The 14,440-nt window shown below is 69.3% G+C and carries 10 protein-coding genes and 2 riboswitches; of the genes, 1 reads left to right on the top strand and 9 read right to left on the bottom strand.

Annotation, left to right across the window (positions count from 1 at the left end):
* Positions 1–145: 145 nt before the first annotated feature.
* From G3N92_RS21315 to G3N92_RS21280, 8 genes are all read right to left on the bottom strand, one after another.
* On the bottom strand, positions 146–1,861 hold the full coding sequence (locus G3N92_RS21315; RefSeq protein WP_206129565.1) for a thiamine pyrophosphate-binding protein: 1,716 nt from the start codon (positions 1,859–1,861) through the stop codon (positions 146–148).
* Between the two features lie 117 nt (positions 1,862–1,978).
* The gene (locus G3N92_RS21310) at positions 1,979–3,367 is read right to left on the bottom strand and encodes an L-serine ammonia-lyase (protein WP_206129564.1); all 1,389 of its coding nucleotides are present in this window, start codon (positions 3,365–3,367) and stop codon (positions 1,979–1,981) included.
* A gap of 25 nt (positions 3,368–3,392) precedes the next feature.
* Positions 3,393–4,538: an alginate lyase family protein gene (locus tag G3N92_RS21305; RefSeq protein ID WP_206129563.1), complete on the bottom strand. Its 1,146-nt coding sequence runs from the start codon at positions 4,536–4,538 to the stop codon at positions 3,393–3,395.
* Positions 4,539–4,693: 155 nt separating this feature from the next.
* Complete coding sequence (gcvP, locus tag G3N92_RS21300) at positions 4,694–7,624, bottom strand: aminomethyl-transferring glycine dehydrogenase (RefSeq protein ID WP_206129562.1); 2,931 nt, start codon at positions 7,622–7,624, stop codon at positions 4,694–4,696.
* 61 nt (positions 7,625–7,685) lie between these two features.
* Complete coding sequence (gcvH, locus tag G3N92_RS21295) at positions 7,686–8,066, bottom strand: glycine cleavage system protein GcvH (protein ID WP_206129561.1); 381 nt, start codon at positions 8,064–8,066, stop codon at positions 7,686–7,688.
* Positions 8,067–8,123: 57 nt separating this feature from the next.
* Positions 8,124–9,242 carry a glycine cleavage system aminomethyltransferase GcvT gene (gene gcvT / locus G3N92_RS21290; protein ID WP_206129560.1) on the bottom strand — a complete coding sequence of 373 codons (1,119 nt, stop codon included), beginning with the start codon at positions 9,240–9,242 and terminating at the stop codon, positions 8,124–8,126.
* Between the two features lie 96 nt (positions 9,243–9,338).
* A riboswitch (glycine riboswitch) is annotated at positions 9,339–9,462 on the bottom strand.
* Positions 9,463–9,492: 30 nt separating this feature from the next.
* Positions 9,493–9,598, bottom strand: a riboswitch (glycine riboswitch).
* Between the two features lie 470 nt (positions 9,599–10,068).
* Positions 10,069–10,476 (bottom strand): hypothetical protein, encoded by a 408-nt coding sequence (locus G3N92_RS21285; protein WP_206129559.1) that lies wholly within the window; start codon positions 10,474–10,476, stop codon positions 10,069–10,071.
* Positions 10,477–10,669: 193 nt separating this feature from the next.
* Complete coding sequence (locus G3N92_RS21280) at positions 10,670–11,722, bottom strand: oxidoreductase (protein WP_206129558.1); 1,053 nt, start codon at positions 11,720–11,722, stop codon at positions 10,670–10,672.
* A 283-nt stretch (positions 11,723–12,005) separates the two neighbouring features.
* Between G3N92_RS21280 and G3N92_RS21275 the strand changes: the two genes are divergently transcribed.
* On the top strand, positions 12,006–14,090 hold the full coding sequence (locus tag G3N92_RS21275) for a UvrD-helicase domain-containing protein (RefSeq protein WP_206129557.1): 2,085 nt from the start codon (positions 12,006–12,008) through the stop codon (positions 14,088–14,090).
* A 95-nt stretch (positions 14,091–14,185) separates the two neighbouring features.
* On the opposite strand, the gene G3N92_RS21270 is transcribed toward G3N92_RS21275, so the two are convergent.
* Positions 14,186–14,440, bottom strand: a 255-nt coding sequence (locus G3N92_RS21270; RefSeq protein WP_206129556.1) for a c-type cytochrome, incomplete at its 5' end; no start/stop codon positions are given.

Here is a 14,440-nt window from a genome sequence, read left to right as displayed (position 1 = left end):
GCGCGTCGAGGCCGCCTTGCGGGGGGCTATCCGTGCGCTGCATCGTGGCTTCGATTCTCGTTGACGCGCGTCGCGGGCAGCTTGCCGCCCGCTTGCAAGGCCGCGTGCGTGCCGCGATTCCCGTGCCGCATCGTCGCCCCGATGTTCATTGGCTCGGCTCGCCGCGCAGCTTGCGGCCCTGTTCGCGCACCTGCGCGAGCGTCGCCGACGGCGTGCTCGCTTCCTGCGGCACGCGGATCTCGATCAGCGCGGGCAGATTGGCGGCCAGCGCGCGTTCGAGCGCCGGCGCGAATTCCGCCGTGGCCAGCACCGTCTCGCCGTGCGCGCCGAACGCCCGCGCATAGGCGGCGAAATCGGGGTTGGTCAGGCCGGTGCCGTGCACGCGCCCCGGGTAATGGCGCTCCTGATGCATGCGGATCGTGCCGAAGTGCTGGTTGTTGACCACGATCACCACGATGTTCAGCCCGTACTGCATCGCCGTGGCGAGTTCGTGGCCGGCCATCATGAAGCAGCCGTCGCCGGCCAGCGCCACGGCGATCCGTTGCGGATACAGCGCCTTCGCGGCGAGCGCGGCCGGCACGCCGTAGCCCATCGCGCCGTTGGTCGGCGCCAGTTGCGAGCGGAACGCGCGATACGGGTAATGGCGATGCAGCCAGGTCGCGTAGTTGCCCGCGCCGTTGCTGACGATCGCGTCGTGCGGCAGGCGCTCGCGCAACTGCTGCATGATCTCGCCCAGTTGCACGTCGCCCGGCATCGGCAGCGGCGCGCGCCACGCGTCGTAGGCCGCGTGCGCCTCGGTGGCGCTGCCGGCCCAGGCCGTCACCTCGGGCGACGCGAGCGCGGCCAGCCGCGCCGCGATTTCGGGCATGCCCGACACGATCGGCAGATCCGCCGCGTACACCCGGCCCAGTTCCTCCGCGCCCTGATGCACGTGGATCAGCGTCTGCCGCGTCTTGGGAATGTCGAGCAGCGTGTAGCCGCCGGTGGTGGCCTCGCCGAGCCGCGGGCCGATCGCGAGCAGCAGGTCCGCCTCGCGGATCCGCCTGCCGAGCGCCGGGTTGATGCCGAGCCCGACATCGCCCGCGTAGAGCGGATGCGCGTTGTCGAACGTGTCCTGATAGCGGAACGCGCAGGCCACCGGCAGTTGCCAGGCTTCGGCGAAGCGGCGCAGGTCGGCGCAGGCGTCGCGCGTCCAGCCGCTGCCGCCGACGATCGCGAGCGGCCGTTCGGCGCGCGCGAGCCGCTCGCGCAGTTCATCCATTTGCGCATCGGACGGCGCGGCCGCGATCCGCTTCGCGGCCGGCAGCACCGGCTGCGGCGCGCACGGATCGGACAGCAGATCCTCGGGCAGCGCCAGCACCACCGGGCCGGGTCGGCCCGCGGTGGCGACATGGAACGCCTGGCTCAGATATTCGGGGATACGGCGCGCGTCGTCGATCTGCGCGACCCACTTCGCCATCTCGCCGAACATGCGGCGGTAGTCGATTTCCTGGAACGCCTCGCGATCGAGGTGCTCGCGCGCGCATTGGCCGACGAACAGGATCATCGGCGTCGAATCCTGGAACGCGGTGTGCACGCCGATCGACGCATGCGCCGCGCCCGGCCCGCGCGTGACGAACGCGATGCCGGGCCGGCCCGTCAGCTTGCCGGTGGCCTCCGCCATGTTCGCGGCGGCGGCCTCGTGGCGGCAGACGATCGTGTCGATGCGGGCGGTTTCGTCGCCGAGCGCGTCGAGCACGGCGAGGAAGCTTTCGCCGGGCACGCAGAACACGCGCTCGACATGGTTGGCCAGCAGGGCGTCGACGAGCAGTCGCGCGCCGTTGACGCTGGCGGGGGCGGCGGAATCCGGGGTGGACGGCATGGGCTGCGGGCTCCCTCTCGGTGGCGAGGGGGATAGCTTACGCCGGATGGGAACAACGCGGGCGGGATGGAAGCGCAGGCGCGGCGGCGGTGCGCCGCGCCTGCGGTCACGGCAGGATCAGCACTCGACGATATTGACCGCCAGCCCGCCGCGCGAGGTTTCCTTGTACTTGGTCTTCATGTCGGCGCCGGTTTCGCGCATCGTCTTGATGACCGAATCGAGCGACACGTAATGGCTGCCGTCGCCGCGCAGCGCCATGCGGGCCGCGTTGACGGCCTTCACCGACGCCATCGCGTTGCGCTCGATGCACGGAATCTGCACCATCCCGCCGACCGGGTCGCAGGTCAGGCCGAGGTTGTGCTCCATGCCGATCTCGGCCGCGTTCTCGACCTGGCGCGGCGTGCCGCCCAGCACGGCGGCCAGCGCGCCGGCCGCCATCGAGCAGGCCACGCCCACTTCGCCCTGGCAGCCCACTTCCGCACCCGAGATCGACGCGTTGAGCTTGTAGAGGATGCCGATCGCGGCGGCCGTCATCAGGAAGTCGATGATGCCCTGCTCGTTCGCGCCCGGCACGAAGCGCGCGTAATAGTGCAGCACCGCCGGGATGATGCCGGCCGCGCCGTTGGTGGGCGCCGTGACCACGCGCCCGCCGGCGGCGTTTTCCTCATTGACGGCGATCGCGTAGAGGTTGATCCAGTCGACCATCGACAGCGGATCGCGCAGCGCCTGCTCGGGGTTGCCGCTCAGCGTGCGATAGAGCTGCGGCGCGCGGCGCTTGACCTGGAACGGGCCGGGCAGCGTGCCTTCGGCGTCGGGGTTGCCGATCCCGCAGCCGCGCGACACGCACGACTGCATCACGTCCCAGATCTTCAGCAGGCCGGCGCGCGTGGTGGCCTCGTCGTTCCAGGCGCGCTCGTTGTCCCACATCAGTTGCGCGATCGACTTGCCGGTGGAGGCGGTCAGCGCCAGCAACTCGGCGCCGCTGCTGAACGGATAGGGCATCTGCTCGGCCGCGTTCAGCACCTTGGTGTTCGGCGCGCCGGCCGTCACCACGAAGCCGCCGCCAACCGACAGGTAGGTGGTTTCGCGCAGCGTTTCGCCGGCCGCGTCGCGCGCGCGCAGCGTCATCGCGTTCGGATGCTCGGGCAGCGCCTGGCGATAGAAGCCGATCTGCTCCTTGATCGAGAACGGCACCGGGTGGCGGCCCAGCAGCGACAGCGATTTCGTGTCGCGCACGGCGGCCAGCCGCGCGTCGATGGTGTCGGGATCGACCGTGTCGGGCGCATCGCCCATCAGGCCGAGCATCACGCCGCGGTCGGTGCCGTGGCCCTTGCCGGTCGCGCCGAGCGAGCCGTACAGATCGACGCGCACGGCGGCCGTGCGTTCGAGCAGCGCGTCGCGCTCCAGCCCCTGGACGAACATCAGCGCGGCGCGCATCGGTCCGACCGTATGCGAGCTGGACGGGCCTATCCCGATTTTGAAGAGATCGAACACGCTGACTGCCATGGGGAATTCCTGTAATGCGGGTGGGTTAACGTGCCGGCAATGGCAGGCACGCGGCCAGCCACGCGGGCGGCTGCGGCGACAGCAATTGCGCGACGCTGTTGTAGCGGCCGTCGAGACGGGCCGCGAGGTGGAACAGTTCGGCGGCGTTCTTCGGCGCCCACGGCCCCGAGTAGCCGGGCAGGCCGGCCTCGCGGCGTTTGGCGTCGAACGGCACCGTGGAGTTCACGAATTCTTCGTGGGTTTTCTCGCCGCGTGCGTACGGCACGAGCCAGTCGAGCGCGGCCTGCAGCGTCGCGCCGTTCGCGCCGCGCTCGCCGAGCCAGTTGCGGTTGAAGCGGCGTGCGGCCAGCGCGGCCGTGACGAGCGGCTGCAGGTCGTAGACGGTGTAATGGAGCGCGTCGCGCTCCTCGAAATCGATGGTGGTGCCGTCGGGCTTGATGTTGTCGGCCAGATGCTCGACGAACAGGCGCTGCGCGGCGTTCATCATCTTGCGGTCGCCGAGCGTGAACGCGGCCAGCGCGATCAGCTTGATCCGGTGGCTCTGCCAGTTGTTGCGCCATACACCGGTGAGCGGGCGCGGCTGCGCCTCGATCTGCGCGACGTAGCCGGCACCGAGCTTGGCGATGAAGGCCGACGCGGCGTTGCGCGTCTTCACCGGCAGCGTGCTCGCCGTCATGTCGTACGCGACGATCAGGCTCTCGAAGCGGGTTTCGTCGATCGGATTGAAATCCGGCTCGTAGGTGGTGGCCCACGCGAGCAGGAAACGGCTCACGAACGCGAGATAGGCCGGCTTGTTGGTGACGCGCCAGGCCAGCGCCGCGTCGCGCATGCGTTCCATGTCGTCGAGCGCGGCCTGGCTTTGATCGCGGATGCCCTCATGGGGCAGCAGCCCTTCGGTGTGCAGGTGCTGCATGGCTTTCGGCGCATCGTTCAGGTGCGCGTCGACGCTGCGGATCAGCGCCTGGATGCCCGGCTCGGCGGACGTCGATTCGTTGCTCTGCAGCGCGGGCGCGGCGCAGAAATTCATGGCCGCCCGGGCGGGCGACGCGCCGGCCGACGCGGCGAACGCGACGCAGGCCGCGACGGCCGGTGCGAACGCCCGCCAGCGAGGCCGCGCGGCGGCCCCCACGCGATGAACGGCCGTGTTGTCCGGAAACACCTTGCGCACCATGCGGAACTCCTCGTTTGGCTGGATGGCGGTGTGTGATGGTAGCCGGACTTGGTAACGAACGCGACCGCGCGCCGCCGCGCCTGCCGGCCCGAAGGCGGAGGCAGGCGCGGCGGCGCGGTGCATGGCGGACGGCGAAAGGAACGTCAGGCGTTCGCTCAGGCGTAGTCGGACATCGGCACGCAGGCGCAGAACAGGTTCCGGTCGCCGTAGACGTTGTCGGCGCGGCCGACCGGCGGCCAGTACTTGCTGCCGGCGGCCAGCGACGCCACCGGGAACGCGGCCTGCTCGCGCGAGTAGGCGTGGTGCCATTCGTTCGCGGTGACCACCGCGGCCGTGTGCGGCGCGTGGCGCAGCGGGTTGTCCTCGCGATCGGCGCGGCCTGCCTCGACGGCGCGGATTTCCTCGCGGATCGCGACCATCGCGTCGATGAAGCGGTCGAGTTCCTCCTGCGATTCCGATTCGGTCGGCTCGACCATCAGCGTGCCCGGCACCGGGAAGCTCATGGTCGGCGCGTGGAAGCCGTAATCCATCAGGCGCTTGGCCACGTCGTCCACCGTGATGCCGCTCGATTCCTTGATCGGGCGCAAGTCGAGAATGCACTCGTGCGCGACCAGGCCGCCGGGGCCCGAATACAGCACCGGGTAATGCGGCGCGAGGCGGCGCGCGATGTAGTTGGCGTTGAGGATCGCCACTTCGGTGGCGGCCGTCAGGTTGCGCGCGCCCATCATCGCGATGTACATCCACGAGATCGGCAGGATCGAGGCCGAGCCGTACGGCGCGGCCGACACGGCGCCGATGCCGTCGGCGTCGCGTGTGTAGCCGGTCGAGCGCTGGTTCGGCAGGAACTTCGCGAGGTGCGCGCCCACCGCCACCGGGCCGACGCCCGGGCCGCCGCCGCCGTGCGGGATGCAGAACGTCTTGTGCAGGTTCAGGTGCGAGACGTCGCCGCCGAACTGGCCCGGCGCGGTCAGGCCGACCATCGCGTTCATGTTGGCGCCGTCCACGTACACCTGGCCGCCGTGCGCGTGCACGATCTCGCAGATCTCGCGCACGTTCTGCTCGAACACGCCGTGGGTGGACGGGTAGGTGATCATGATCGCGGCCAGGTTGGCCGAATGCTGCTCGGCCTTGGCCTTCAGGTCGGCGATGTCGACGTTGCCCTGCTCGTCGCAGGCCACCACCACCACCTTCATGCCGGCCATGTGCGCCGAGGCCGGGTTGGTGCCGTGCGCCGACGCCGGAATCAGGCAGACGTCGCGATGGCCTTCGCCGCGCGCGGCGTGATAGGCGTCGATGATCAGCAGGCCGGCGTATTCGCCCTGCGAGCCGGCGTTCGGCTGCAGCGACACGGCCGCGTAGCCGGTGGCCGCCACCAGCATCTGTTCGAGCTGGGCGATCATCGTGCGGTAGCCGACGGTTTGATCTTCCGGCGCGAACGGGTGGATCTGGCCGAATTCGGGCCAGGTGACCGGCAGCATTTCGGATGTGGCGTTCAGCTTCATCGTGCACGAGCCGAGCGGGATCATCGAGCGGTCGAGCGCGAGATCCTTGTCCGACAGGCTGCGCAGGTAGCGCAGCATTTCCGTTTCCGAATGATGGCGGTTGAACACCGGGTGCGTCAGGTAGGCGCTGGTGCGTTCGAGGTCGGCCGGCAGCACCGGCGCGCCCGGCAGCGCGGCGTCGAGCTCCTCGACCGACGGCGCGACGGCGCCCGCCACCGTGGCGAACACGGCCAGCAGGTCGGCCAGATCGTTGCGCGTGGTGGTTTCGTCGATCGACACGCCGACGCGCGTCTCGCCGGCGCGGCGCAGGTTGATGCGCCTGGCGCGCGCCGCGTCGTGCAGCGCCGCGGCCTGGGCGCCGGCTTCGACGGTGAGCGTGTCGAAGAACGTTTCATTGACGGGCGCGAAGCCGAGCTGCTTGAGGCCCGCGGCCAGCAGGCCGGCGATGCGGTTCACGCGCAGCGCGATCGTCTTCAGGCCGCGCGGGCCGTGATAGACGGCGTACGAGCTGGCCATGATGGCGAGCAGCGCCTGCGCCGTGCACACGTTGGAGGTGGCCTTCTCGCGGCGGATGTGCTGTTCGCGCGTTTGCAGCGCGAGGCGCAGCGCGGGCTTGCCTTGCGCGTCGACGCTCACGCCGACGAGGCGGCCCGGCATCTGGCGCTTGAATTCGTCGCGCACCGCGAGGTACGCGGCGTGCGGGCCGCCGAAGCCGACCGGCACGCCGAAGCGTTGCGTGTTGCCGACTGCCACGTCCGCGCCCCATTCGCCCGGCGGCGTCAGCACCGTCAGCGCGAGCAGGTCGGCCGCCGCCACCACGTGGCCGCCGGCCGCGTGCACGGCCTCGGTCAGCGCGCGGTAGTCGCGCACGTCGCCGTCGACGCCCGGGTATTGCAGCAGCACGCCGAACGCGCCGGCTTCGGCGGCCTGCGCGGCCGGGCCGGTGACGATCTCGATGCCGACCGGCACGGCGCGCGTGCGGATCACTTCGAGCGTTTGCGGCAGCACGTCGTCGGCCACGAAGAAGCGGTTCGATTGCGGCTTGCCGGTGCGTTGCAGCAGCGTCATCGCCTCGGCGGCGGCGGTGGCTTCGTCGAGCAGCGAGGCGTTCGAGATGGCGAGGCCGGTGAGGTCGGTCACCATTTGCTGGAAGTTCAGCAGCGCTTCCAGGCGGCCTTGCGAGATTTCGGGCTGGTACGGCGTGTAGGCCGTGTACCAGGCCGGATTTTCGAGCACGTTACGCAGGATCACGGCCGGCGTATGCGCGTTGTAGTAGCCCTGGCCGATGAAGGTCCGGAACACCTGGTTCTGATCCGCGAGCTCGCGCAGCGCCGCGAGCGCTTCCGCCTCGCTTTTCGGCTGCGTGAACGGCCCGAGCGGCAGCGTCTCGTCGCGGCGGATCGCGGCGGGAATCACCGCCTCCATCAACGCCGCGCGCGATGCGAAGCCGAGCGTGTCGAGCATGGCCTGCTGGCTGGCGGCGTCGGGGCCGATGTGGCGTTCGGCGAACGCATCGTGCGTTTCGAGCGCGGCGAGCGAGAGGGGCGTGCGGTTCATCAGATGATCCGGGTGGTCGAGCTTCATGGCATTCCTGCGGGTTGCGGCGCGCGCCGGAGCCGGGCGCGCCGCGCGGGTCGTAAAACGCTTAGTCGATCAGCTTGGTGTACGCGGCTGCGTCGATCAGCTTGTCGGTGCTCGCGCCGGGGGCGAGCTTGATCTTGAAGAGCCAGGCGTCGTAGGCGTCTTCGTTGACCGATTCCGGCGTGTCGACCACGTCGGCGTTGACCTCGACGATCTCGCCCGACACCGGCGAGTAGATGTCGGAGGCGGCCTTGACCGATTCGACGACGCCGACGGCGTCGCCTTCCTTGAACTGCTTGCCGACTTGCGGCAATTCGAGGAAGACGATGTCGCCGAGCGTGCTCTGCGCGTGGTCGGTGATGCCGACCGTCAGCGTGCCGTCAGCCTCGGTGCGGATCCATTCGTGTTCGTCGGTGTATTTCAGATCGGCCGGGACGTTGCTCATCGGATGCTCCTGATTGTGGTGTGCGTTGAAGTTCGCCGTGCGCGCGGGAGGGGGCCGTCAGACGGCCAGCACCTTGCCGTTGCGCACGAACGGGAGTTTTACCACGCGCGCGGGAAGGTTTTTGTCCCGGATTTGCACCTGCACCGCATCGCCTGCCGATACGCCGGCCGGCACGCGCGCGAACGCGATCGATTCCTGCATGGACGGCGAGAAGGTGCCGCTCGTGATCTCGCCTTCGCCGTGCGCGGTGACGACTTTCTGATGGGCGCGCAGCACGCCGCCGGCCTTGCCGTTCTCCTTCAGCAGGATCAGGCCGACGAAGGCGGCGCGCTGGCCGTTCGCCTCGAGCGCGGCGCGGCCGACGAAATCGCGCGGCGCGGCGAGATCGACCGTCCAGGCCAGGCCCGCGTCGAGCGGCGAGACGGTGTCGTCCATGTCCTGGCCGTAGAGGTTCATGCCGGCTTCGAGGCGCAGCGTGTCGCGCGCGCCGAGGCCGGCCGGGCGCACGCCCTGGGCGATCAGCGCGTTCCACAGCGCATCGACGTGGCTGGCCGGGACGATGATCTCGAAGCCGTCCTCGCCCGTGTAGCCGGTGCGCGCGACGGTCAGATCGCCGAACGGCGTGCCGGCCACCTGCGCGGCGTTGAACGGCTTCAGTTCGCTGGTGGCGGCGCGGGCCGACGGGATCGTGTCCCAGGCCTTGGCGCGCGCGTTCGGGCCCTGCACGGCGACGATCGCCAGCTCGCGGCGCGGCGCGATCTCGAGGCCGAAGCCGCCTTCGGCGTTCAGTTTCGCGAACCAGGCGAGATCCTTCTCGGCCGTGCCGGCGTTGACCACCACGCGGAAGAAGTTTTCGGTGAAGTAGTAGACGATCAGGTCGTCGATCACGCCGCCTTCCGGGTTCAGCAGGCACGAATAGAGCGCCTTGCCCGGGGTTTGCAGCTTGCCGACGTGGTTGGCGATCGCGTGCTCGAAGAACGCGCGCACGCGCTCGCCGCGGAAATCGACGACGCACATGTGCGACACGTCGAACATGCCCGCGTCGGTGCGCACGGCGCGGTGCTCGTCGAGCTGGGAGCCGTAGTTCACGGGCATGTCCCAGCCGCCGAAATCGACCATGCGGGCGTTCAGCGCGCAATGCGCGGCGTGGAGCGGGGTGTGTTTGAGTGCGGTCATCGGGGCCTCGGGGTTCCGTCCGCGCGGGTGCGCGAGCGTGACTACGATCTGGCAATTCGCGGGATTCGCGGGCGGTACGACGCCTGTGAATCCTTGCCAAGCCCCTCTGTCCTCGATACCTGAGAGATTGCGCCGCCGTGACCGGCCTGCGCGCGCCCCTTCGGTGGGCAGCCTGCCGGTGCGTTCGCACGGGCTACTGCCGCTCTCCAGAGTACGAAACGCGATGCGCCGCAGTGGCGGCGCACGTTGTTTCGACGCGGTCGGTCCTTTTGCCTGAGAGTTTGCGGGTGTGCCCCTTCGGCGGTGCGGCGAGCCCGATATGACAGGCTCGCTGCACGCTCTCCCGACGCGTGCGGCGAATGTACGCGAGGCAAAACGGCTTGTCAATTTGCGCAAATTCATGTCGCCTGGCGACAGGCGGATGTCGCACGGATGCGTGGCGAGGCTGGGGATAAACCGGTGGACAAGGTGTGGAGCGGCAGGGGGTAACTGCCTGCCGGGCTGTGGGCAAGCGTGTGGATGACTGCGTGGACAAGCCCGGGATTTGCTTGGGATAAGCGGTGGACAGCCGGTGGACAAGCGCGGGTGAATCGCGGGATAAGCCGGTGGATAACCGCGTGGAAAAGGGGCGGGAGAACTGTGGGATAACCGGCGGACAAGTGCCCGATGGCGGTGGACAAGCCTTGGGATAACCGGTGGACGGGCGGGGGATAAAGCGGGGTAAGCGGCAGGGGATGTCGCGCAAGGCCGCGCCGGGGCGGCTTGCGGGAGAAAACGGAAAGGGAACAGGCAGGGCGGCGCGGGCGCGTCGCCCGCCCGCTGCCGCTTACACGCCGATCGCGCGTGCGGCCGTATCGAGTTCCTGGTTCAGCACGCGCTGCTCGTCGGCGGTCAGGCCGCCGCCGTGCTGGGCGCTCATGTCGTTCGCTTCCTGGCGGATCACGTCGAGCCGGCGATGCAGCGCACGGCCTTGCGGGGGCGGATAGGCGCCGCCCGTCACGCGCAGGTCGATGCGGTTGCCGAGCGCGTCGATGCGGTCGACGATGCCGTTCATGCGCTCGACGCCGATCGGCGGCGGCGCCGGTTGCGGCGGAGGCGGCAGCGTCGGTTGGACGGGAGCCGGTTGAGCGGGGCGCGGACGCGGCGTCCATCGCTTCGGCGGCGGCGTGACGACGCACGCGGCCAGCGAGGCGACGAGGGCGGCGCCGAGGGCCGTACGGATCAACCGTTGCATGAATCGTTCTCCTTGTGGCGGATCGGTGAGGCAAATGCGGATGCGGCGTGCCGAAAACGAAGCCGGCCCTCGCGGGGCCGGCCGTTTGAAGCACGATTGAGACTATTCCTAAGTCAGTTCGGGTTCCCGAGACTTTTGTAACGGTTTGTACCCGTGGGCCTGCACGGCCGCGACCTCGGCGTTTGCGGCGGGGTCAGAACGGCTCGCGCACGAACGGCAGGCGGCGGCCTTCGCGTTCGCTGCGCGCGGCCAGTTCGATGATCGCCATCACGTCCACGGCGTCCTGCGCCGCCACCGGGAACGGCGCGCGATCGTGGATCGACGCCGCCAGCGCGCGATAGAACTCGGCGTACTGGCCGTCGAGCGTGGGCACCGGGCGCTCCGTTTCGACGTCGCCGTCGAGCAGATGCAGCACGCCGGGGGGATTGCCGCCGCCGAATTCGACATCGTCGGGCGTCAGGCCGGCCTTGAGCTGATCCTCCTGCGTGTCCAGCCCGAACTTCTGATAGCCGCCGCGCGTGCCGAGCACGGTGAAGCGCGCCGGCTCGATCGCCGAGAGCGCGCTCGCGTGCAGCGCCACTTCCCTGTCCGGATAGCCGAGCACCAGATGGATCAGATCGGCGGCCTCCGAGCCGTCGCGGCGCGCGCGCACCGTTGCGCTGACCGTGTCGGGCGCGCCGAACAGCGCGAGCGCCTGGTCGATCAGGTGCGGGCCGAGGTCGAACAGCAGGCCGCCGCCGCGCGTCGCATCCTCGCGCCAGCGCTGGCGGATCTGCGGGCGGAAGCGGTCGAAGTGCGATTCGAACCAGGTGATGCGGCCCAGTTCGCCGCTCGCGACGAGCTGACGAACGGTGAGGAAATCGCCGTCCCAGCGGCGGTTGTGGAACGGCGCGAACACCAGGGCGCGATCGGCGGCGAGCCGCGCCAGCGTGCGCGCTTCGGCCGAGGTGAGCGTGACCGGCTTGTCGACCACCACGTGCTTGCCCGCTTCGAGCGTGCGGCGGGCCAGATCGAAGTGGGTGTCGTTCGGCGTGGCGATCACCACGCATTCCACCTCGCCGTGCGCCAGCAGCGCGTCGAAATCGGCGACCACGGCCGCCTGCGGATAGGCGGCGCGCGCCTTCTCGGGCTGCCCGGTGGCGATCGCCGTGACCGCGGTGCGGCCGCTGTGCGCGATCACGGGCGCGTGGAACGTCTCCCCGGCGAAACCGAAACCCATCAGACCAACTTTCAGCAAAGAAGCCATAAGCGAATCCTGTCAGCGAGCGAGTTCAAACGAGCGGCTATTGTGGCACGGCGAAGCGGGGCGCGAACATGGCCGCACGCCGGACGGCCGGCTGCCCGGTGTCGTGTCCGGCCCCATTTCGGCCCTATTTCGGCGTCACGATCGGCGCGCGGGCGGCGTGTTAACATGCGGCCTCCCGCGTCCGTCGTATTCCGATCCGCGCCGCCTCCGGCGGCGCGCACCGCGCCCTGTTCGAAGGCGCGGCGGCGGCGCCGCCATCCGCATTTCCAGCCCGTCAGTCACCATGTCCGCAGGTCTCAATGCCGCTCAAAGCGAAGCGGTGCGCTATCTCGACGGCCCCTGTCTCGTGCTCGCCGGCGCCGGCAGCGGCAAGACGCGGGTGATCACCCAGAAGATCGCCCATCTGATCGAGAACAAGGGGTTCGAGCCGCGTCACATCGCGGCCGTCACGTTCACCAACAAGGCCGCCGCCGAAATGCGCGAGCGCGTCGGCAAGCTGCTCGAGGGCAAGACGCTGACCACGCCCGGCAAGGAAGGCCGCAAGGTGCCGGTGAACCAGCTCACGGTGTGCACGTTCCACTCGCTGGGCGTGCAGATCCTGCGGCAGGAAGCCGAGCACGTGGGCCTCAAGCCGCAGTTCTCGATCATGGATTCGGACGACTGCTTCGGCATGGTGCAGGAGCAGCTCGGCACCACCGACAAGGGCCTGATCCGCAAGATCCAGAACATCATCTCGTTGTGGAAGAACGGCCTCGTCACGCCCGAGGAAGCGCTCGCGATCGCCGCGAACGAGGACGAGCAGCAGGCCGCGCTCGTCTACCGCAACTACGTGGCGACGCTGCACGCCTATCAGGCCGTCGATTTCGACGACCTGATCCGGCTGCCGGCCGAGCTGTTCGAGCGCAACGAGCAGGTGCGCGAGCGCTGGCAGAACAAGCTGCGCTACCTGCTGATCGACGAATACCAGGACACCAACGCCTGCCAGTACACGCTGCTCAAGCTGCTGGCCGGCCCGCGCGCCGCGTTCACGGCGGTGGGCGACGACGACCAGGCGATCTACGGCTGGCGCGGCGCGACGCTCGAGAACCTGGCCCAGCTCGGCAAGGATTTCCCGAAGCTGCACCTCGTGAAGCTCGAGCAGAACTACCGTTCGACGGTGCGGATCCTGACCGCCGCGAACAACGTGATCGCCAACAACCCGAAGCTGTTCGAGAAGAAGCTGTGGTCCGAGCACGGCATGGGCGACACGATCACCGTCACGCCGTGCAACGACGAGGAGCACGAGGCGGAATCGGTCGTGTTCCGGCTGTCCGCGCACAAGTTCGAGCGGCGCACGCAGTTCCGCGATTACGCGATCCTGTACCGCGGCAACTTCCAGGCGCGGATCTTCGAGCAGGTGCTGCGCCGCGAGCGGATTCCGTACGTGCTGTCGGGCGGCCAGTCGTTCTTCGACAAGGCCGAGATCAAGGATCTGTGCGCCTACCTGCGCCTGATCGCCAACGCCGACGACGATCCCGCGTTCATCCGCGCCGTCACCACGCCGCGCCGCGGCATCGGCAACACCACGCTGGAAGCGCTCGGCTCGTTCGCGGGGCAGGCCAAGGTGTCGCTGTTCGAGGCCGTGTACATGGGCGGCATCGAGGCGCGGCTGTCGGCGCGGCAGGTCGAACCGCTGCGGATGTTCTGCGACTTCATCCAGCGCCTGACCGAACGCGCCGACACCGATCCGGCCACCACCGTGCTCGACGACATGATGGAGGCGATCCACTACGAGGCCTATCTGTACGACGCGTTCGACGAGCGCCAGGCGCAGTCGAAGTGGCAGAACGTGCTCGAATTCCTCGAATGGCTCAAGCGCAAGGGCACCAAGCCCGAAACCGAGGCCGTCGACGGCGAGTCCGAGGGCTTCCACAACGCGGACGGGCTCGCCGACACCGGCAAGAACCTGCTCGGCCTGATCCAGACCGTCGCGCTGATGTCGATGCTCGAAGGCAAGGAAGACGATCCCGACGCGGTGCGGCTGTCCACCGTGCACGCGTCGAAGGGGCTCGAATATCCGCACGTGTTCCTGGTGGGCGTCGAGGAAGGCGTGATGCCGCACCGCGGCAGCTCCGAGGACGACGCCATCGACGACGAGCGCATCGAGGAAGAGCGCCGGCTCATGTACGTGGCGATCACGCGCGCGCAGCGCAGCCTGCATCTGAACTGGTGCAAGAAGCGCAAGCGGGCGCGCGAAACGGTGGTGTGCGAGCAGTCGCGCTTCATCGCCGAAATGGGGCTGGACGAAGCGCCGCCGCCCACCCCCGAGGAAGCGCCGATGACGCCGAAGGATCGGCTGGCGAGCCTGAAGGCGCTGCTGCAGAAGTAAGCGCCGGCTGCGCGCCGCCATGACGATGGCCCGTGCCGCGGATCGCGGACACGGGCCATTTTCGTTGCGGCGTTGCCGCGCTGCTTCGGTTCCGCTTATTTCGCGGCGCCGACCATGTAATCGACGGCCGCCTTGACGTCGGCGTCGGGCGCGTTCGAGCCGCCCTTCGGCGGCATCGCGCCCTTGCCGTGCAGCGCGTAGTTGTAGACGGTATCCATCGGGTCTTTCAGGCGCGGCGCCCAGTCGTCCTTGTTGCCGAACTTCGGCGCGCCCAGCACGCCGGCCGCGTGGCAGGCCACGCACACCGAATCGTAGAGCGCCTTGCCCGCGCCCGCGCCGCCGGCCGGCGA

The organism is Burkholderia sp. Ac-20379 (assembly GCF_017104645.1).
Classification (GTDB): Bacteria; Pseudomonadota; Gammaproteobacteria; order Burkholderiales; family Burkholderiaceae; genus Burkholderia.
This window is presented reverse-complemented; position numbering and strand designations above follow the sequence as displayed.

Bases quoted from the DNA above. Each gene is read 5' to 3' on its own strand.
- G3N92_RS21315 (WP_206129565.1), bottom strand. From the start codon at position 1,861: ATGCCGTCCACCCCGGATTCCGCCGCCCCCGCCAGCGTCAACGGCGCG.
- G3N92_RS21310 (WP_206129564.1), bottom strand. From the start codon at position 3,367: ATGGCAGTCAGCGTGTTCGATCTCTTCAAAATCGGGATAGGCCCGTCC.
- G3N92_RS21305 (WP_206129563.1), bottom strand. From the start codon at position 4,538: ATGGTGCGCAAGGTGTTTCCGGACAACACGGCCGTTCATCGCGTGGGG.
- gcvP (WP_206129562.1), bottom strand. From the start codon at position 7,624: ATGAAGCTCGACCACCCGGATCATCTGATGAACCGCACGCCCCTCTCG.
- gcvH (WP_206129561.1), bottom strand. From the start codon at position 8,066: ATGAGCAACGTCCCGGCCGATCTGAAATACACCGACGAACACGAATGG.
- gcvT (WP_206129560.1), bottom strand. From the start codon at position 9,242: ATGACCGCACTCAAACACACCCCGCTCCACGCCGCGCATTGCGCGCTG.
- G3N92_RS21285 (WP_206129559.1), bottom strand. From the start codon at position 10,476: ATGCAACGGTTGATCCGTACGGCCCTCGGCGCCGCCCTCGTCGCCTCG.
- G3N92_RS21280 (WP_206129558.1), bottom strand. From the start codon at position 11,722: ATGGCTTCTTTGCTGAAAGTTGGTCTGATGGGTTTCGGTTTCGCCGGG.
- G3N92_RS21275 (WP_206129557.1), top strand. From the start codon at position 12,006: ATGTCCGCAGGTCTCAATGCCGCTCAAAGCGAAGCGGTGCGCTATCTC.